The 19,220-nt window shown below is 70.7% G+C and carries 15 protein-coding genes and 2 riboswitches; of the genes, 2 read left to right on the forward strand and 13 right to left on the reverse strand.

Annotated elements, in window-relative coordinates; genetic code table 11:
- Nucleotides 1-19 precede the first annotated feature (19 nt).
- From ACLJPX_RS06810 to ACLJPX_RS06870, 13 genes are all read right to left on the reverse strand, one after another.
- Nucleotides 20-2,041: a multicopper oxidase family protein gene (locus ACLJPX_RS06810; protein ID WP_410599260.1), complete on the reverse strand. Its 2,022-nt coding sequence runs from the start codon at nt 2,039-2,041 to the stop codon at nt 20-22.
- Nucleotides 2,038-2,265, reverse strand: coding sequence for an MbtH family protein (locus tag ACLJPX_RS06815; protein ID WP_101608888.1), 228 nt, complete (start codon nt 2,263-2,265; stop codon nt 2,038-2,040). The genes ACLJPX_RS06810 and ACLJPX_RS06815 overlap by 4 nt, the downstream gene beginning before the upstream one ends.
- A 91-nt stretch (nt 2,266-2,356) precedes the next feature.
- The gene (locus tag ACLJPX_RS06820) at nt 2,357-3,412 is read right to left on the reverse strand and encodes a FecCD family ABC transporter permease (RefSeq protein WP_410599261.1); all 1,056 of its coding nucleotides are present in this window, start codon (nt 3,410-3,412) and stop codon (nt 2,357-2,359) included.
- Complete coding sequence (locus ACLJPX_RS06825) at nt 3,409-4,452, reverse strand: FecCD family ABC transporter permease (RefSeq protein WP_410599262.1); 1,044 nt, start codon at nt 4,450-4,452, stop codon at nt 3,409-3,411. Before ACLJPX_RS06825 ends, ACLJPX_RS06820 begins: the two co-directional genes overlap by 4 nt.
- The gene (locus ACLJPX_RS06830; RefSeq protein ID WP_410599263.1) at nt 4,452-6,140 is read right to left on the reverse strand and encodes an ABC transporter ATP-binding protein; all 1,689 of its coding nucleotides are present in this window, start codon (nt 6,138-6,140) and stop codon (nt 4,452-4,454) included. Before ACLJPX_RS06830 ends, ACLJPX_RS06825 begins: the two co-directional genes overlap by 1 nt.
- Complete coding sequence (locus ACLJPX_RS06835; protein ID WP_410599264.1) at nt 6,133-7,824, reverse strand: ABC transporter ATP-binding protein; 1,692 nt, start codon at nt 7,822-7,824, stop codon at nt 6,133-6,135. The genes ACLJPX_RS06830 and ACLJPX_RS06835 overlap by 8 nt, the downstream gene beginning before the upstream one ends.
- Before the next feature lie 25 nt (nt 7,825-7,849).
- The gene (locus tag ACLJPX_RS06840; RefSeq protein WP_410599265.1) at nt 7,850-8,704 is read right to left on the reverse strand and encodes a siderophore-interacting protein; all 855 of its coding nucleotides are present in this window, start codon (nt 8,702-8,704) and stop codon (nt 7,850-7,852) included.
- Nucleotides 8,705-8,838: 134 nt separating this feature from the next.
- Nucleotides 8,839-9,687, reverse strand: a complete 849-nt coding sequence (locus ACLJPX_RS06845) for an ECF transporter S component (RefSeq protein ID WP_101608894.1) — start codon at nt 9,685-9,687, stop codon at nt 8,839-8,841.
- Complete coding sequence (locus tag ACLJPX_RS06850; protein WP_410599266.1) at nt 9,684-11,279, reverse strand: ABC transporter ATP-binding protein; 1,596 nt, start codon at nt 11,277-11,279, stop codon at nt 9,684-9,686. The genes ACLJPX_RS06845 and ACLJPX_RS06850 overlap by 4 nt, the downstream gene beginning before the upstream one ends.
- Entirely contained in the window at nt 11,276-12,403 is a 1,128-nt protein-coding gene (locus tag ACLJPX_RS06855) for an energy-coupling factor transporter transmembrane component T (RefSeq protein WP_410599267.1), read from the reverse strand. The genes ACLJPX_RS06850 and ACLJPX_RS06855 overlap by 4 nt, the downstream gene beginning before the upstream one ends.
- Nucleotides 12,403-13,320 (reverse strand): ABC transporter substrate-binding protein, encoded by a 918-nt coding sequence (locus ACLJPX_RS06860; RefSeq protein ID WP_410599268.1) that lies wholly within the window; start codon nt 13,318-13,320, stop codon nt 12,403-12,405. The genes ACLJPX_RS06855 and ACLJPX_RS06860 overlap by 1 nt, the downstream gene beginning before the upstream one ends.
- A 14-nt stretch (nt 13,321-13,334) precedes the next feature.
- On the reverse strand, nt 13,335-14,189 hold the full coding sequence (locus tag ACLJPX_RS06865) for an ABC transporter substrate-binding protein (RefSeq protein WP_410599269.1): 855 nt from the start codon (nt 14,187-14,189) through the stop codon (nt 13,335-13,337).
- The gene (locus tag ACLJPX_RS06870) at nt 14,186-16,918 is read right to left on the reverse strand and encodes a hypothetical protein (RefSeq protein ID WP_410599270.1); all 2,733 of its coding nucleotides are present in this window, start codon (nt 16,916-16,918) and stop codon (nt 14,186-14,188) included. The genes ACLJPX_RS06865 and ACLJPX_RS06870 overlap by 4 nt, the downstream gene beginning before the upstream one ends.
- A 103-nt stretch (nt 16,919-17,021) precedes the next feature.
- Nucleotides 17,022-17,089: riboswitch (cobalamin riboswitch) on the reverse strand.
- Between the two features lie 130 nt (nt 17,090-17,219).
- A riboswitch (cobalamin riboswitch) is annotated at nt 17,220-17,351 on the forward strand.
- Nucleotides 17,352-17,384: 33 nt separating this feature from the next.
- On the opposite strand from ACLJPX_RS06870, the gene ACLJPX_RS06875 reads away from it, so the two are divergent.
- Nucleotides 17,385-18,392 carry a prenyltransferase/squalene oxidase repeat-containing protein gene (locus tag ACLJPX_RS06875; RefSeq protein WP_410599271.1) on the forward strand — a complete coding sequence of 336 codons (1,008 nt, stop codon included), beginning with the start codon at nt 17,385-17,387 and terminating at the stop codon, nt 18,390-18,392.
- Nucleotides 18,393-18,460: 68 nt separating this feature from the next.
- The gene (locus ACLJPX_RS06880; protein WP_410599272.1) at nt 18,461-19,201 is read left to right on the forward strand and encodes a MerR family transcriptional regulator; all 741 of its coding nucleotides are present in this window, start codon (nt 18,461-18,463) and stop codon (nt 19,199-19,201) included.
- Nucleotides 19,202-19,220: the final 19 nt, after the last annotated feature.

The raw sequence follows: 19,220 nt of genomic DNA on the forward strand, positions 1-19,220 counted from the left end.
TTCCTTCCTCTGCCTGAAATCAGTGACCGTGTCCGCCGCCGGCCGTCGGTGGCAGCTCGTGGGCCATCGACTTCGCGATCGCGATGACCTCCTTGGGCTGCACCAGGAACGGCCGCATCATGCTCATGTCCTCGTGTTCGAGCATGTGGCAGTGGTAGACGAACTTGCCGGTCACGTCGGCGAACTTGGCGACGACGTCGACCGACTCGCCCGCGGCCACGTTGACGACGTCCTTCCAGCCCGCCTGGTCGGGGGCCACCGGTTCGCTTCGCTCCCAGAAGACCGGTGTCGTGGTGCCACCGCCGATACCGCCGCCGGGAAGGTCGATGAACTGGAACCCGTCGATGTTGTAGAAGCCGCGCTTCACCGGCTGGAAGGCACAGACGTGGACGTGCATCGGATGCGGCCAGCCGGACCAGTCGAGGTTGACGAACCGCCAGCGCTCCCACGAACCCGCCTTGACGGTGTACTGCGTGGGATCGGTCCACTGGTAGGCCATGCGCTTCCAGGTGGTGACCGAGCCGTCCTGTTCCTTCAGCTGCACGATGCCGTCGATCGGGAACGGTCCCGGCGGCGCCTCGATCTTCTGCATCTCCCACAGCCGGGCGTGCGAGACGCCGACCGGGGTCAGCATGACCATGCGCTCGGCCTCGACGGGCTGTTTCTCGGTGACGCGGGTGAACGACCTCGCCAGCGTCTTCGGCAGGCGGAAGCCGCTCTGCCTGCCGCGCTGCGCGACCCGGAACTGCAGGAAGTCCGGCCACGGCCCGGGGTCGTAGTCGATGTTGCGCAGCAGCACCTTCTTGCCCGCGAGCGCACGGAAGTCGATTAGGACGTCGGCCCGTTCGGACGCCGCCAGGCTGAAGCCGCCCGCGACGTCCACCGGTGCGCCGAGCAGTCCAGCGTCGGACCCGATCACGAAGATCGTGTTGGGAGGTAAGGGTTTCCCGTCCTCCGTCACCGCCTGCACCACGTACGGCCGGGTGTTGGACGCGTTGGCCATGCGGAAGCGGTACCAGTCCGGCTCCACGTCCTTGAACGGCCAGATCGCCCCGTTCACCAGCGTGTACGGCCCGGCGAACGAGCGCACCTGCCGCAGCGGGTCCGTGCTCATCACCGTGGTCTTGTGCAGCATCGTGCCGGTGAGGCGGTTCTTGTCGTCGGTGTCGAAGTTCCGGTCGCAGATCAGCAGCGGTACCTCGCGGTCCCCGGACGGCAGGCGCAGTGAAGCCTCTTCGTCGTCACGGAGGATGTACATCCCGAGCAGGCCGGACATCACGTTCCAGCGCGTGATGTGCATGGCGTGGTCGTGGTACCAGAGCGTGGTCGCGGGCTGGTCGTTGCGGTACTCCACCAGCTGGCTGCGCCCGGCGAGGACCGCGTCCTCCGCCCAGCCGTCGCTGCCGCCGTCACTGAAGTGGCCGTGCAGGTGGACCGACGTCCAGCCGGGCAGCGCGGCGACGTCGGCCCGCGGCGCGACCCCTTCACGGCCGGGAACGTCCCACTGGTAGGGATCGGCGTTCTCGTCGAACAGGATCTCCACCACCGGCAACGGATACGGACCGGTGAGCTCGTTGGTCCAGGTGACCCGCAACGGTTTCCCGCGCCGGGCTTCGATGATCGGGCCGGGGAACCGGCCGTCGAAGCCCCAGATCTTCGTGGGCGGGAGCTGTGAGTGCAGCCGGACGTAATTGGGCCGCATGCGGATCGTCAGGTTGTCGACGCCGCCGAACCGGTCGCCCCTCGCCGTCGCCATGGTGGGCAGCGGATCCCGGAACGGCGTCAACTGGGTGACCGTGCCCCGGAACGGTGTCCCCGGCCGCGGCGTCGTGGCGGCCACCGGGCGCACCTGACCGGCCTGGCCGACCGGATCGCCCTGAGCCCGGGGCCGGGCGTAGGCGCGGGGATCGATCGTGACCGGGCCGCGTTCACGGCCGGGCATGGACTGGATCGTCGCCGACCCGATCCCCAGCGCCAGAGCGCCCGCGAAACCCGCCTTGAGCAGAAACCCGCGGCGGTCGACGCCTTCGCCGTCGCTCACGTCCTGTCGGCCTCTGCGGCCGCCATGGCCTCGATGAGGCTCTTGGGCCTCAGGTCGGTCCACGTCGCCTCTACGTAGTCCAAGCACTCCTGTCTGGAGGCCTCGGCCTTCGCCACCGTCCAGCCGTCGGGCACCTCGGCGAACGAGGGCCAGAGCGAGTGCTGGTTCTCGTCGTTGACCAGCACCAGAAAGCGGCCGTCTTCGTTGTCGAACGGATTCGTCATCACACAGCTCCCTCAGCAAACTTAGGGAAGGCTAGCCTAATGATTTACCCATGGCCATAGGCCGAAAACGTGACGGTGGCGGCATTTCCGCTCAGGCACGGCCACGGCGCATCTCCCCCACCAGCAACCAGCCGAGATACAGCCCGCCGAGTACCAGGGTGGTCACCCCGACCGGCAGCTGGGAACCCGGAATGAGCCGCTGGGCGACCAAGTCCGCGAAGGCCAGCAAGAAACCACCGGACAACGCGGAGATGGACAACGAGGGACCGACGGAGCGGGCGAGCCGTTTCGCGACCTGCGGCGCCGCGAGCGCGACGAACGAGATCGGGCCCGCGCAGACGATCGCCACCGCGCTCAGCAACACCGAAACCGTGATCGCCCGGCGGCGCACCGCCCCCACCGGCAGCCCGAGCGAAGTGGCCGAATCCGGGCCCAGTTCCAGGGTCAGCAACGGCTTGCTCAGCAGGAAAGCGCACGGCAGCACCACGACCAGCACCGCCAGCAGGATCCACGCGTGCTCCCACGACCGCCCGTTGAGACTGCCGACCAGCCAGATCTGCGCGTTGAGCATCTCGTTCAGGTTGGCCCGGCTGAGCAGGTACGCGATTCCCGCGCTCAGCAGCGCGCTCACGCCGACCCCGACCAGGATCAGCCGGTACCCGCGCACACCGCCGCGATAGGACAGCAGATAGATCAGCACCGCCACCACCCCGCCGCCGGCGACCGCGCCGATACCGGTGGCCGCCAGGCTCGAGTCCTTCAGCAGGAGGATGCACACCAGCGCGCCCGCGGCGGCCCCGTTGTTGAAGCCGACGATGTCCGGGCTGCCCAGCGGGTTGGCCGAAAGGCTCTGGAAGAGTGCCCCGCTCACCGCCAGCGCGGCCCCGACGAGCAGGGCGACCAGCACCCGCGGCAGGCGTACGTCGTTCACGAAGTACCGCTGCTGCAACGTCCCGTGCCCGCCGAGGGCGCGGAAGACGTCGGACACGCCGATCGGGTAGTTGCCGGACAGCAGGCTGGCCAGTACCACCGCGAAGCAGAGGACCACCAGCACGACCGCGACCCAGACGGTCCGGCGGTGCAGGCGCAACGAGATCCGGCCGCTCCGGCTGCGGACCGTCCACTGAGGACTCGACGTGACGGTCACAGCTCCCCCAGCCGTTTCCGGCGGACCAGGTAGATGAACACCGGCGCGCCGATCACCGCGGTGACGACCCCCGCCTCCAGTTCCCCGGTCGGCAGCACGACCCGGCCGAGGACGTCCGCCCCGAGGACCAGCAGCGGCGCCGAGACCATCGAATACGGGACGACCCAGCGATAGTCGGGGCCGACCACCGCGCGGACCGCGTGCGGGATCGCGAGGCCGACGAACCCGATCGGTCCCGCGGCCGCCGTCGCCCCGCCGCACAGCAGCACGATCGCGATCACGCTCAACAGCCGCGTGCGGCCGAGATGCGCGCCCAGCGCGCGGCCGACCTGATCGCCCAGTGCCAGCGCGTTCAGCGAACGGGTGAGCAGGAGGCTGATCACCGCGCCCACGACCAGGAACGGCAGGACGTCGAACAGCACGTCGTAGCCGCGGTTGATCAGCGACCCGATCGTCCAGAACCGCATCGACTGCGTCGTCCGCGCGTTCATCGTGGTGAACGCCGAGATGATCCCGGTCAGCACGGCGGTGACCACGGTGCCCGCCAAGGCGAGCCGGACCGGATTCGCCCGGCCGCGGCCGGTGGAACCGAGCAGGTACACGACCACGCTCGCGACGGCGGCGCCCACGAGGGCGAACCACACGTAGCCGCTGAGCGAGGTGACCCCGAAGACGGCGATGGCGACCACGACGGCCGCGGAGGCGCCGGATTCGATGCCCAGCAGCCCGGGATCGGCCAGCGGGTTCCGGGTGACCGCCTGCATCAGCGCGCCGGCCGTACCCAGTGCGGCGCCGACGACGACGCCGAGCAGCGTGCGCGGGATCCGCTGGTCCCAGACCAGGTTCGCGTCGTAGGAACCGTCGAAGTGGAACAGCGCGTCCCACACCACGCCGACCGGGAGGTCCTTGGCGCCGACCGCGACGCTGACGATCACGGCCACGCCGATCAGTCCCAGGCCGACGAGAAGTCCCGCGCCACGGGCGATGGCGACCTTCGGCCGGACGGCCGGCTCCGGCCGGGGCGGGGAGACGACGGCCATCAGCCCCCCACCTTCACGCGGCCCGCGTCCAGCCGGACGGCGCGCGGGAGCCGATCGATCGTGGACTGCCGGTGCGCGATGATGATCAGTGACCGGCCCGCGTGCAGCCGGTCGAGCGCGCGTTCGATCCGGTCACCGGTCTCCGGGTCGACGTCGGCGGTGGCCTCGTCGAGGATCAGCACGGCCGGGTCCACCAGCGCGGCGCGGACCAGGCCGATCAGCTGCCGTTCCCCCGCCGACAGCGTGTCCGCAGCGGCACTGACCGGCGTGTCCAGCCCTTCCGGCAGCCTGGCCACCCACTCCCGCAGGCCCAGCCGCTCCAGCGCCCAGTCGATCCGGTCGTCCGGCGGCGGTTCCGGCACCAGGCGGAAGTTCTCCCGCAGGGTGCCGGTGACGACGTGAACGCGTTGCGGGACCAGCATGATGCGGCTGCGCAGCTCGTCGGGGGCGATCTCGTCGAGCGGGATCCCGCTGTAGCGCACGGTTCCGCCGTCCGTGGGGTACAGCCCGGCGAGGATCTTGGCCAGCGTGGTCTTCCCGGATCCGGTCGGCCCCACCAGGCCCGTGCGCGCCCCCGGCGGGAACGTGCACGACACGTCGGTGAGCACGGAAACCCCGTCCACGTAGGAGAACCGCAGTCCGGAGGCCTCCAGTGTCCCGCGTTCGGGGAGCACCGTGCCGTTGCCGGTCCGCGGCGGGCGCTCGGTGGTGTCGAGCAGGTTCAGCAGCCGCGCGAGGCCGACCCTGGAGGTCTGCAGCTGGCCGATCAGGTTGGTCAGCTGGTTGGTGGAGTCGAACAGTTGCCGCATCGCCACGACGAACACCGCGACCGTGCTCAGCGGCATGCCCCACGCGAGGACGAGACCGCCGCCCACGACCAGGATCGTGGCGTCCGCGATGGCCTGCGCCAAGGTCACGCCGCCGGTGCGCAGCACCACGAACTCGGACCGCAAGGTGGTGCGCCGCAACGTTTCCTTGTCGCGGTCGAACCGGTCGCGCCACTCCTGCTCGGCGCCGCGGGAGGTGAGCAGCTCGCGGGCCTGGATGCCCTCGCGGTAGGTCGCCGCGACGGCCCCCTGCGCCGCCGCCTCCGCCGCGAAGGCCGTCGTGGCCCCGCGCTGGAACCAGCGCATGATCAGCACCGACAGCGGGAGGAACACCAGCACCACGACCAGGGTGAGCTGCCACGAGTAGAGCAGCAGCAGGACCGTGGTGAAGATCAGGTAGCCGGTGACCGAGAGCAGGTCCGGGAGATCCGCGCGGACGAAGGAGGCGAGATCGGCGATCTCCGCGGTGCTGCGGCGGAGCAGATCACCGGATCGCTGTGTTTCGAGGAACCTCAGCGGCGCCGTCGCGAGCCGGGACACGACGAGGTCGCGCAACGACGCCACGACGCGTTCCCCGGCTTTCGCGAGCCAGATTTCCCCGGTACGCAAGAGAATCAGCCGGGCCAGCACGAGCGCGGCGAAGACGCCCGCCGCCGTGTACAGACCCGCGAGGTCCTTTTGCGCCACCCGCTCGACGGCCCAGCCGACCACCGACGGGATCAGGGTCAGCGCCAGCGTCGCGGCGGTGCCGAGACCGATCGCGAGGGAAAGGATCGCGCGGTGCGGTTTCAAGAACGGCCGGGCACGCCGGAGCACGCCTTTCTGTTCGGGCCGTTCGCTCAGGACGATGGCTTCAGGCACTCGGAGCCACCTCCCGCACCGGCAGGGCGACGACGCGGTCCGCGGCGTCCACCACCGCGGCCCGGTGGCTGGCGAAAACGATCGTCCGCACGTGTCCCGCCTCGTCGAGCCAGTCCCTCAGTCCTTTGAGGACACTTTGTTCGGTTCCGGCGTCGACCGCCGAGGTGATGTCGTCGAGCAGCAGGACGTCGGCGCCGTGCAGCAGGGCCTGCGCCAGGGCGAGGCGCTGCAACTGCCCGCCGGACAGGGTCGCCCCGCCTTCGCCCGTCTCGGTGTCGTAACCGCCGGGCAGCCCGGCGACGTGCTCGTCGATGGCCGCCGCGGCACACGCCGCCCGCATGTCTTCCTCCGTCAGTTCCGGACGGCCCAGCAGCAGGTTCTCGCGGATCGTCCCGGAGATCAGGTCGGGCCGCTGCGGCACGAACACCAGCCGTCTGCGGACCTCCCGCAGCGCGGTCTGGCGCAGATCGACGTCGCCGTAGCAAACCGTGCCGGCGTCGGGATCGTCGCGGCGCGCGAGCAACCGCAGCAGCGTCGACTTGCCCGAGCCCAAGGGCCCGGTCACGGCGAGGAACTCACCCGGGCGGGCGGTCAGATCGAGCGGGCCGACCACGCGACCGTGTTCGGAGTGCACCTCGACCCCGGTGGCCACCAGGTCGGCGGGAGTGCGGAGCGGCACGCCCGCGTCCGGGTCCGCGACACCGGGGACGGTCTCGAGCACCTCGCTGATCCGCTTCGCCGCCGTCAGCGCTTCGCCGAGCTGGGTGAACCGGTGCGTGACCACGCCGATCCAGGTGCCCAGCATCGCCATCCAGGTCGTGAAGGCCACCAGCCCGCCCACGGTCAGCGAACCGTCGATCACCGCCCCACCGCCGACGAGCAGGCCGATCGCCGTCGCCACGCCGGGCACGAACGGACCGGTCGCGGCCCAGCTGGCGGCCACCTTGGCGGTCGACATGGTCTCGACGGTGACCGTCCTGCTGTGCTCGGCGTGCCGCTCCAGCAGCGGCCCGTCGCCGCCGATCCCGCGGATCGCGACGCTGGCCGTGAGCAGTTCCTCGACGGTGTCCGCGCGGGCACCGTGCGCGGCGGCGAGCCGGTCGTTGGCCGCCGCGAAGCGTTTGGGCAGCACGATGTTCAGCACGACGAGCGCCGGGACCGTGGCCAGCCCGACCACGGCGAGCGACGGGTCGAGCCTGCCGATGAGGACGAGGATGACGGCGAACCCGGCGATACCGGTCACCATCGAGGCGGAACCCGCCAGCCAGTTGTGCACGAAGTCGACGTCGCGCGTTCCCCGGATCGCGAGATCGCCGCGACCGAAGCGAGCGCGATCCCGCCGGTCGAGCAGCAAGGCCTGGTCGAGCAGCCTGCCGCGCAGTTCGTTCGACGCCGACACCGCGGCGAGGGTGATCTGCCACTGCATCAGCGCGAGCCCGGCGACCAGCAGGACCGCCGCGCCCACGACGGCCAGCGCCCAGCCGAGGGTCGCCGACTGGTTCCCGACGTTGATGCCGTCGTCGATGGCGTACTCGACGCACAGCGGGAACACCACCGTCGCCAGCTGGAACAGCGTCCCCCCGGCGACCGCCGCCAGCACCCGGCCCCGGTTGCGGCCCAGTGCGCCCGCCAGCAGCCGGACCGCGGCCCGGCGTTCGCCGCGCACCTTCATTCCCTGCCCCATCTTCAGTTCCGCAAAGGCGCCGTGGTCAGTCTTCCTGCTCCGCGTCGTACGGGGCGTCTTCGGACTTCCCCTTGCGCCAGTACCCGCAGAAGTCGATGCGCTTGCGGTCGACACCGCGCTCACGGACGAGATGCCTGCGCAGTTCCTTCACCACCCCGGCCTCACCGGCCAGCCAGGCGTATCCGGGGCCCTCGGGCAGTTCCGCGGCGCGCACGGCGTCCAGCAGCGGCGCGCCCCCGCCGTCCGGCGTCAGCCAGGTGACCTCGACCTCGCCGTCGGTCCGCCACTGCTGGCGGTCGCCGTCGACCGGCACCTGCACGAAGACCTGGGCGCGCTCCCCCGCGGCGAGTCCTTCGACGATGCCGCCGATCGCCGGGAGCGCCGTCTCGTCACCGGCGATCAGCTTCCAGGCGGACCCGGGACGCGGGAGGTAGTCCGCCCCGCGGCGCGTCGGATCCGTTTCCTCGTGGGGAAAGCGGGCGTTCGGACCGTAGATGACGACCTCGTCGCCGGGCTCGGCGGCGCCCGCCCACCGGGACGCCGGGCCGACGTCACCGTGCCGCACGAAGTCGACGTCGATCTCGCCGGGCCGGAGCGCGCGGATCGTGTACGTGCGCATCGCGGGCCGGCCGTCTTCGGGCATTTCGCGGTAGCGGGCGTACCAGTCCTCGCCGGTCGGCACCCGCGGGCTCGCGCCGGGCGCGGACGGCAGGAAGACCTTGATGCGCTGATCCGGCCCGCAGGTGGTGATGTCCCGCAGCCCCGGTCCGCCGAAGGTCACCCGGATCAAACTCTCCCCGACCGGCGCCGTCGCCAGCACCACGGCGTCGAAGTGGAGGAACGGCTCGCTCCGGAGCAGGTCGGTCTTGCCGGCGGTCATGCGGAACCCATCCCTCTTGTGCGCCCTTGGCCTGGATACGAAGGTTAGCCTAACCATATGGGCGAGTGGAGGGGAGCGCTAGCTCCGAACGGATCATCGGTGTCAGTGCGTTAGACCACACCGCTTGAAGGGCGCTACCGTTCCTTGCCGCTCACGAGCGTCTTGCCGTCCGTGAACGAGGGGATCACGCCGAACGACGCCTTCCGCGAAGCCCGCCGCAGAGTCGCGAGCACGGCGGGCCCGAGTACCAGGATCGCCACGGTGTTGGTGATCGCGCGTCCCGTGTCCCAGCCCGCCGTCGACGTCAGCAGCGTGAAGACGGCGAACCGGTGCAGGTTCTCCAGCAGCGGAGCGCCGGGCACGTACGAGATGTGGCCGTCGTGGTACGGCACTTCGGCGTCGGTGATGAACGGCCAGAACCACAGGTTCATCAGGAATCCGAACACGTACGCGACGAAGATCCCGTAGCCGACCAGCATCGCGATCTCGGCCTTGCCGGTGACGCGGCGCGGCAGCAGTCCCGCGCCCATCCCGATCCACGCCGAGCACATCATCTGGAACGGCAGCCACGGTCCCACCCCGGCGGTCAGCAGCGCCGACGCGAACAGCGACGTACAGCCCAGCACGAAGCCGAAACCCGGCCCGAGCACCCGCCCGGCCAGCACCAGCAGGAAGAACACGGTCTCGATGCCCGCGGTCCCCGCTCCCAGCGGCCGCAGGGCCGCGTTCACCGCCGAAAGGACGCCGAGCATCGCGAGGGCCTTGGAATCCATGCCCCCTTCGGACATTTCGGCCAGCACGATGACGATCAGGATCGGCAGGATCCCGATGAACACGAACGGCGCGTCCGGGCCGTGCTGCATCGACTGCGGTTCGACGCGGACGAGGAGCGGCCAGACGAACATCATCAGCCCCGCGAGCGACGCGAGCCCGAGCACCGTCGCCGAGCGCGGGCCCAGCCGGACCGCGGCGGTCGTGGTCACCGGACCTCCTGCGGAAGCGCCGCGCGGACGTCGTCGACGGTGAGCCATGGTTCGCCGAGGATCTTGGCGACCTGCGTGGCGAAGGCCGGGGAGCCGCCGAGCACCTCGCCGGTCGGGCCGTCCGAGACGACCTCGCCTTCCGCCATCACGAGGACGCGGTGCGCGATGGTCGCGACGAATTCGACGTCGTGGGTGGCGACGACGACAGCTTTGCCCTCGGCCGTCAGCGACGCGATCATCTGCGCCAGCGCGGCCTTCGCGGTGTAGTCGAGACCGCGGGTCGGTTCGTCCAGCAGCATGATCCGCGGCGCGGCCGACAGCTGCACCGCGAGCACGAGCGCGAGACGCTGGCCTTCGGACAGGTCACGCGGATGCGAGGCCGGCTCGATCCCCGGGGCGAGCCTGTCGAGCAAGCCGCGGCAGTAGCCCGGTTCCGCGCCCGATTCCGCGTCGGCCGCCTCGCATTCGGCGGCGACGGTCTGCAGGTACAGCAGATCGCTCGCGGTCTGCGGCACCATGCCGACGAGCGCGCGGGCCGCGGCGCTGTTCAGCGTCTTCGGATCCTTGCCTTCGACGGTGACCTTGCCACCCTGCCGGGGGCCGGAGCCCTGCACCGCCCACAGCAGCGACGACTTGCCGGAACCGTTGCGGCCCATCATCGCCAGCACCTCACCGGCGCGCAGGCTGAGGTCGACCTCGCGCACCGCGACCTTCGGCCCGTACCGGACGACGACCCCGGACGCGGCCAGCAGTTCCTCGCCCGCGGTCGTGGTCCGCGCCGGCGGAGTCCCCAGCGTCAGCGAAGAAGCGCGACGACGGGCGTCGCGGACCGACATCGGCAGCGGGTCCCAAGACGCCAACCGTCCCAAGTGGACGATCGGTGGCGCGATGGGCATGTCCTTCAGCACCTCGGGCGGTGTCCCGTCGACCACTCCCCCGGAACCGGGGACGTAGATCATCCGGTCCGCGAACGGGATCACGCGTTCCATGCGGTGCTCGGCCATCAGCACCGTCGTGCCGAGGTCCTCCACCAGCCTGGCCAGCGTCGCCAGCACCTCCTCGGCCGCGGTCGGGTCCAGCGCCGACGTCGGTTCGTCCAGGACGAGCACCTTCGGATGGGTGGTCAGCACCGAGCCGATCGCCACCCGCTGCTGCTGCCCGCCGGACAGCGTCCGCAGCGCGCGGCGGCGCAGTTCCGCGATGCCGAGCAGGTCGAGGGTCTCTTCCACCCGGCGGCGCATCACCTGCGGGCTCAGGCCGAGTTGTTCCATGCCGTAGGCGAGTTCGTCCTCGACGGTGTCGGTGACGAATCCCGCCAGCGGGTCCTGCCCGACGACGCCGACCAGATGCGCGAACTCGCGCGGTGGCCGGGATCTCGTCGTGACGCCGTCGACGGAGACCGTCCCGTCGAGGTGGCCGCCGGTGAAATGCGGGACGAGACCGTTGATCGTGCCGAGCAGCGTCGACTTGCCCGCGCCCGTCTGGCCCGCGAACAGCACGAGCTCGCCTTCACCGATGGACAGCGTCACGTCGGACAGCACCGGCTCGGAGCGGCCGTGGTAGGTGAAGGAGACCTGATTCAGTTCGATCATGCGTGCGCTTCTTTTTCGTGCGCTTCTTCTTCGAGCGCGGCGTAGGGGGCTTCGGGGACCGGGGTCAGGAACGCGGGCAGGACACCGATCAGCACTCCGAGCAGCGGCCCCCACGACAGGAGCGGCCAGGACAGGTCGATCAGCGACGGGTTCATGTTCATCGGGTTCACGCTGGACGTCGTGAACAGGACGGCCGCGACGGCGATCCCGCTCGTGGCGACGACGATCTCCGGCAGCTGCCAGCGGTCGGGCCGGTAGCGGGTGCGCTGGACCCGTTTGCCCGCCGACCAGAACCCGATCAGCCCGATCACGACCCCCACGGAAAGCACCGGCGCGGCGAGATACCGGGGCGTCGAACCGTCCAAAGTGGCGTAGACGCCGACGCAGACCCCGATCAGGCCGACGATCATCAGCGTTCCCGTGATCAGCCGGGCCCGCGCCTCGACCAGTCCCGCGCGGCCGTAACCGCGGGAGTCCATGGACGCCGCGAGTTGCAGCGACCGCGAAAGCGCGTCCTCCAGCACCGGGATGAGGACGGTGTGCAGGGCTTTCACCTTCTTCTTGCCCGAACCGCCCCGCAGTTTGCGGGCGCGCCGGACGCGCAGCACGCTTTCGGCGAGCTGCGGGAACACCGACAGCGCGACGATCACCGCCGTCCCCACCTCGTACAACGCCGGCGGCATCGCCTTGAGCAGCCGTTTCGGGTTCGCGAGCGCGTTGGCCGCGCCGAGGCAGATCACCATCGTCGCCAGCCGCATCCCGTCGTAAAGCCCGCCCAGCAACGATTCCGCGGAAACGTCGCCGAAGAGACGGATGCCCGCCGCCCATTCGGGCAGCGGGATTTCGGGCAGCCGCAGGACGATCGTCGAACCTTCGGCGCCACCGAAGACGATGCGGAAGAACACGCGGATCGCCACGATGAACGCGCCGAGGTACAGATAGAGCCGGAACGCCAGCGCCCACGGCGCCTCACTGCGCCGGGCCACCACGACGTATCCCGCGACGGCCACGATCGTCAGCAGCAGCCACGGGTTCGTCGTCCGGGTCGCCGCGACGGCGAGCCCCAGCGCCCACACCCACCAGGCGGCCGGGTGCAGGTCGCGTGGCAGGAAGTAGGACGTCATCAAGCTCCCTGCGCGCGTTTGCGTCTGCGTGCCAGGAAGAAGCCGGCGACGCACAACGCCAGGACGGCGCCACCGGCCGCCCACGGTGCCCAGTCGCTCGCACCGGACTCGCGCTGGATCACGGCGTTGACGTCCTCGGCGTTCTCGCCGCCGGTGAACGCGACGTTCATCGACGGGTCCTTCGCCTGCGGCCGTGCCGAAGCGCTCGGACGCGGCTTGGGCGGCGGCAGCGCGCCGGAACTCGGGCCCGCGGCCGTGGTTTCCCCTGGCACCGCGCCTGCTTCCGCGGTCGGCTGCGGGCCGTCTCCCGGCTGCTGTTGCCCGCCTTGCGGTTGCTGTTGCCGCTCGTTGGGGTCGTTGGTGGCCGGCTTGGCCTCCTCGCGCGGCACGCACGGCTGGCCCTCGGTACCCGGCCGCACCGCGGAAACCCGCGGGACCGGATTCGTCTGGGCGGTGGCGTTCAGCGAGAACGACCAGCCTTCGAAACCGCCGGGGATGAAGTCACGGTTCTTGACACCCCACTGGCTGTAGTCCCAGGCGCAGTTGTTCGAGGCGTGCCAGTAAGACCAGTAGGCCTGCGCCGGAGGTGTGTCGATGCACAGCTCACGGTACTTCTCGCGGCCCGCGATCGGGACGTTCTCCGCCGCCGACGGGCGGTTCTCGACCCGGCAGATGAAGGCCTCGCCCCACCGCTGCACCCCGGCGATCTGGAAACCGGCGCCCTTGAGCGCGTCCAGTCCGGTGCCGCGCGTGGTCTGGGGGTTGCAGCGCACGATGGTCGTGCCGCCGAGTCCCTGGAAGTCCACGACCACGGTGACCCCGCCGGCGTCCCTGCAGAAACCCGGATAGCCCTTGCCCTGGTCGACGGCGTGCGCGGACGGCGCGATGGCGGCGATCAGGAAGATCGCCGCCACCATCCCGAAGACCCTCCTCATTGGACGGTCAAGGTCGCGCTCGAGTACACCGTCACCCCGTTACCCGTCGCCGCGATCGTGTAGACGTAGGTGCCCGCGGCGGTCGGCGTGATGTTCTGCGTGCCGCCGGGTGCCGCCAGCGAGCCCGACCAGGCGCCGCCACCGCTCGCCGGAGTCACCGTACCCGCGGCGACGCTCGTGGCGTTCGTCGTCGTCCAGGTCAGCGAGGTGCTCTGGCCGAGGGTGATCTTGCGGTCGACATCGTTGACGGACAAGGCGACCGTCGGATTGTTCGCGTTCACGGCCGGGTTGGTCGGGGTGACCCCGGGCGGCGGGTTGGTCGTCGCCGACTTGTTCAGCGAGAACGACCAGCCCTCGAAACCGCCGGGCACCACGTTGCGGTTGAGCGCGCCGTAGCTGCTGTAGGTCCAGGTCGAACCGGAACCGGCGGCGTGCCAGTAGCCCCAGTACGCGCCGGCGGGCGGCGTGTTGACGCACGGTTCCTTGTAGTTCGGGTTGCTGGACAGCGGCAGGGTCTCCGTCGCGGACGGCCGGCCCTCCAGGCGGCAGACGAAACCGAGCCCCCACCGGGCGGTGCCCGCGACGGCGATCCCCGCGTCCTGCAACGCCTTGATGCCCGTGCGGTCGGTGCCCGGGTTCGCGTTGGGCGAGCAGCGGGTGATCGTCGGCGCGGCGGTCCCGCCGTTGCCGTCCAGTTCCTGGAAGTCGACCACGACGGTGACGCCGCTGAGGGCGTCGTTGCCGGTGCAGATCCCGTTGTAGCCCTTGGCCGGATCGACCGCCTGCGCGGGTGCGGCGGACAGCCCGATCAGTCCGATGAGGACGGACGTGACGGCGAGCAGTCTTCTCATGGTGTTGCCCCCTTTGTCTTGATGAAGCGGCGAAGCAGGAAGATGAGCACGATCGCGGCGGCCAGCAGGAGCACCGCGAGACCGACGAGCCCCCAGGTCGCCCACGGCGGCTGAGTCGTCTGGGCGGCGGCCTGCAGCTGGGTACCGGACACGGCGTTTTCGGCGCTGACGTCCGAGAGCGGCAGCCGCACGGCGGGTGACAGCGGCGAATCCGCGGCGGTGAGCCAGGACCGGCCCGCGACACCCTGCGCGGCGGCCAGGCTCGTCGGGAAATCGGTCTTCCCGTCGCTCGCCGCCACGGATCCCTTGGCGAACCCGCCGTCGGCCTGGACCAGTTTGCCCAGCGACCGCGCGGTTCCGCTCGCGTCGAGCCCGGCGATCTGCCGCGCGGCGGCGACGGTGGCGCTCAGCGCGACGTCCGGCTCGCCCGCCTCGCCGGTCACCATGCCCTCGCCGGTCGGCCGGACGCCGAGCGCGCTCACCGCGGAGACGAACGCCGACACGCGCCGCTCGGTCCAGCCGTCCGGCCGTTTGGCCGACGGCGCGGCGTCGGTGTGCGGACGGGCGGCCAGCGCGGTGACCGCGGCGGCTGTCGCTCCGAGGTCACCGGAGCCGCATTCGGCGGTGTCGAGGTGCTTCGGGAAGGTTCCGTCGGCGCACTGGCGCGAAAGCAGCAGCTCGACCGCGGGGCCGGGGTCGGCGGTGGTGGCGAGCAGTGCCCACGCGTGCCGCTCGACGGTCTCGTCGGCGTCGGCGAAGGACCCTGTGTCGGTGAACTTGCCGTCCGCGCCGCGCAGCTTCACCAGATCCGCGCGCAACTGGCCGACATCCGCCTTCACGAATTCGCCGACGAGCACGAGCTTCGCGAGTGGTTCGGCGTAGGAGGCCCCGCTCTGTTCGTACGGCGCGCCGTGGGCGTAGGCCTGCACGGCTTCCGGCGTGAGCAGGAACTTCGACGCGCGAGCGACGGTGTCCGGCTGCTCGTCCAGCGCCCGCAGCGCGAGGACCAGCTCGGCGGTGGCGTCGTAGTCGACGTAGGTCTTGCCGTCCTCGGTGACCTCGACGTGGTCACCGCCGACGAGCCGGTTCGTCAGATACGCGCCGAGCCGGGAGGCCGGTGTCGCCGTGCCGGGGATGGCGACCGGGGTCGCGATCGCCGTCGGCGGCGCGACCCGGGCGCCGGTGGACGCCCGCGGGGTGACGGCCTTCTTGGGTTTCGGCGTCGTGGTCTTCGGCGCGGGCTTGGTCTCCTGCGGCTTGGCCGCGGGCGGGGTGTTCGTGACGGTGACCGTGCTCGGCGCGGGCGGGCTGGTCACCGGGGACGAGGACGTGCCCGGCGTCGGTGTCACCGGCGTCGTGGTGGTCTTGGTCGTCGTCGTGGTGGTCGTCGTCGTAGTGGTGGTCGTGGTCGTCGTGGTGCTGGTCGGCTCCGGCTCGCTCGTGGTCGAGGTCGGGGTGCCGGTGGCGGAACTCGTTTCGGACGGCGTCGAGGTCGGCGTCTCAGACACGCTGCTGCTCGTCGGCGGCCCGCCGCCCTTCGCGAGGTCGTAGAAGCCGACCTGGGACAACCCGAGCGAGGCCTGGGCACCCGCGCGGATCCAGGTGTCGAGACCGCCGATCCCGTTGGCGCGCGCGGCCACGTACGACTCAGGGTTGTAGGCGATCGCGCCGATGTCACCGGCGAGCCTGTTGCCGGAGTCCGCCGCGGCGGTCGCCTGCGCGGCTTTGAGGAACCGCACGCCCTTGTCCACCGCCGCGTCCGCGCCGCCGACGTCGGCGAGCGCCTGAAGGATCAGCCCGGTGCTGTTGGTGTTCGGGGCTTCGGTGCCGACGCCGCCGCCCCAGCCACCGCCGGGATCCTGATTCGCGAGGAGCCACGAGACGGTCTTCGCGATCGGGCCGTCGAGTCCCGCGGCGCCCGCCTTCCGCGCGGCCAGCATCGCCGACAGGGCGAAACCGGTGGCGTCGCCGTCCTTGGCGGACAGGTCGAACGGCTTGCCCTCGTCGCAGGTCGAGACCTTGTGGCCGTCGGCGGTGACGTGGTCACCGGTCTCGGTCGTCTTGATGTAGGCGAAGAAGATCCGGAAGTAGCCCTCGGAACACTGCTGGGTCAGCAGCTTGTCGATGGCGAGCTGGTCGTTCTCGCCGGCCGCGGCGAGACCGATCACGCCGAGGGACTGGCCGAACATGTTCGCGTTGTTGCTCACCGAATCGGCGAGTCTGGGATCTTTCGAGTAGTCGCTGACCCGGCCGATGTCGGGACCCTTGCGCATGATCGCGGCCTTGGTCTCGGCGACCATGTCGTAGCCGTCGAAGTTCCGGGGATTCCGGCCCGCGACCTCGGCGGCGACCAGGGTCTTGGCCGCCGCACCGCCGACGATGATGTCGGAGAAGTCGAACTCTCCGCCGTCGGGAATGAGCCCGTCCCAGGTGAAGTAGTCGGTCGCGTGGCCCTGCTCGTCGAGGTACTTCACGATCGGCTCGGCCTTCGCGCCTTCGCCCGAGGCGTACATCGCGAACAGCGCGTCGATCATCAGCCCGTGGTCGGGCAGATCGCCGCCGTTGGGGTTCTCGAGCGTGCCGTCCGGCTTCAGCTTCGTCGCGAGCCAGCCGGAGTTCGACTTCGCCGCTCCGGGGTCGTTGGCGGCTGTCGCCGTCCCGGTGAGCAGCGCGGCGACCACGCCGACGCTGACGGCGAACGCCGATGCGGCCAGGTACCCGCGGCGCATGGCTCCTCCTTGCGGCATGACGGAGGACAGGCGCGGGACGCCGCAGTCACCCCTGTTTATCGCGACAGTGGTTCGGACTTCTTGATCGTGCATCCACTCGTGCGGTACCCCGGCTCGCCCTGATGAGGGGCCCACGGTTGCGCGACAGCGCCGGATTTCGACCGGCTTCCCCGTCACGGGCGGCGGTGTTCAGTTGTCGAGCCCGCCGAGGTTAACACCCGATTACCTGCGACAGGCACCGCTGACCAGGTCGGTTGCCAGGATCACATCGCGACTCGCGCCTGGCGGTACCCCGGCGCTTGACCGGGATGAGACTCTTCGGATCGTCAATTCAGCGCGGTCGTGGGGGAAGTCCGGTGAGAGTCCGGCGCTGTCCCGCAACGGTATGCCCTCCGGGCGAGCCCGGTCACCCACGTCGCGCGGTGTCACCACCGACTCCTGTCGTGGAAATGCGGGAAGGGTTCTCATGAGACGTTTGGTCCTCGCTGTCGCCATGCTGTGCGGCATCGGACTGGTCGCCGCTCCGGCGGCGACCGCGGCCACCCACAACAAGGCGGACGCCGCCGCGGGCTGGCTCGCCAGGCAGATGGCCGACGGGGAAAGGTTCGAGGCCGACTTCGGCGGCCAGAAGTACCCCGACCAGGGCTTGACGATCGACGCGATCTTCGCGTTCGCCGCGGCCGGGGTGTCGGACACCAACGCGGGCAAGGCGATCACGTGGCTGGCGAAGCCGGAGATCACCACCGGTTACGTCGGCAGCGGTACCGAGGCCTACGCGGGCGCGCACGCCAAACTGCTGCTGGCCGCGGAGATCCGGGGCAAGAACCCGGCGGCGTTCGGCGGCGTCGACCTGAAGGCGGGACTGCTCTCGCTGCTCACGCCGTCCGGCCGGTTCTCCGACCGGTCCGAGTTCGGCGACTACTCCAACGCCTTCTCGCAGTCGCTCGCCCTGCTGGCGCTGGACCGCACCCCCGCCGGCGCCCCCGCGTCGGCCGTGACGTTCCTCGCGGGCACCCAGTGCGCGGACGGCGGCTTCCCGCTGAACTTCGGCGAAGCGACCTGCGCGAGCGACGTCGACTCGACCGCGATGGTCGTGCAGGCCCTGCGCGCCACCGGTGACCCGGTGAACGCCGGCGAAGGCACCTCCTGGCTGGTCACCAAGCAGCACGCGAACGGCGGCTTCGGCGTCGGCACGAACGCGCCGAACGCCAACAGCACCGGCCTCGCCGCCGAGGCGCTGGCCGGGCACCGTCCCGCCGCCGCGGTCAAGGCGCGGGAGTTCCTGCGGTCGCTGCAGACCGGCTGCACCGGCGCCGTGGCGGACCGCGGCGCGATCGCCTACGACGCCACCGGCCTGAACCCGGCGACCGCCCCGCGCGCGACCGCGCAGGCGATCCTCGGCCTGGCGCGGGTCCCGCTGAGCGACCTGCACGGCGGTGGCCGTCCGCAGGCGCCGGTGCTCGCCTGCTCCTGACGTCACCTCGTGAGTGGCAAGGACGGTTCTAACCGTCCTTGCCACTCACGAGCCTTTAGCCTGTGCCGGTGGCTGAGTATCGAGTGGGCGAACTCGCGAACCTGGCGGGGACGTCGGTGCGGAACGTGCGCGCCTATCAGGACAGAGGACTGCTTCCCGCGCCGACGCGACGCGGGCGCGTGGCGATGTACGACGACGCGCATCTCGCCCGGCTGCGGTTGATCGTCCAGCTGCTCGAGCGCGGGTACACCCTCGCCCAGATCGAGGAAATGATCGAGACCTGGCAGCAGGGGCGGGATCTGGGCGATCTGATGGGCCTGGAAGACGCGCTCTCCCAGCCGTGGTCGGAGGAGACCCCCGAGCGGATCACCGTGACGCAGGCGCGGAAGGAGTTCGGGCGGCTGATCACCCCCGCCAACGTCAAACGCGTGCTGGCGATGGGGGTGGCCACCCGGCGGGGCGCGCATTTCGAGGTCTTCAGCCCGCAGCTGCTGCAGGCTGGCCGCGAACTGCTGGCGGCGGGAGTGCCGCCGGAACAGGTCCTCGGCCTCGCCGAGACGCTGATCGAGCACACCGACGCCATCGCGACGCTGTTCCTCGACACCATCCGCAACGATGTCGTCGGCCCGCGCGGAGCGGACTGGGTGCCGGACGCGACCGAGATCTCCGACCTCACCGAACTGGTGAAACGGCTGCGGCCGCTGGCGCAGTCGGCGGTGACCGCGAGCCTGGCGCTGTCGATGAGCCGCGCCTTCCCCGAATTCCTCGAAGAACTGGCCCAGCACCTCCGGGAACACCAGGAGTCTTGAACATTTACATCGACCACTG

This window comes from Amycolatopsis sp. lyj-90 (genome assembly GCF_046549035.1).
Lineage (GTDB): Bacteria > Actinomycetota > Actinomycetes > Mycobacteriales > Pseudonocardiaceae > Amycolatopsis.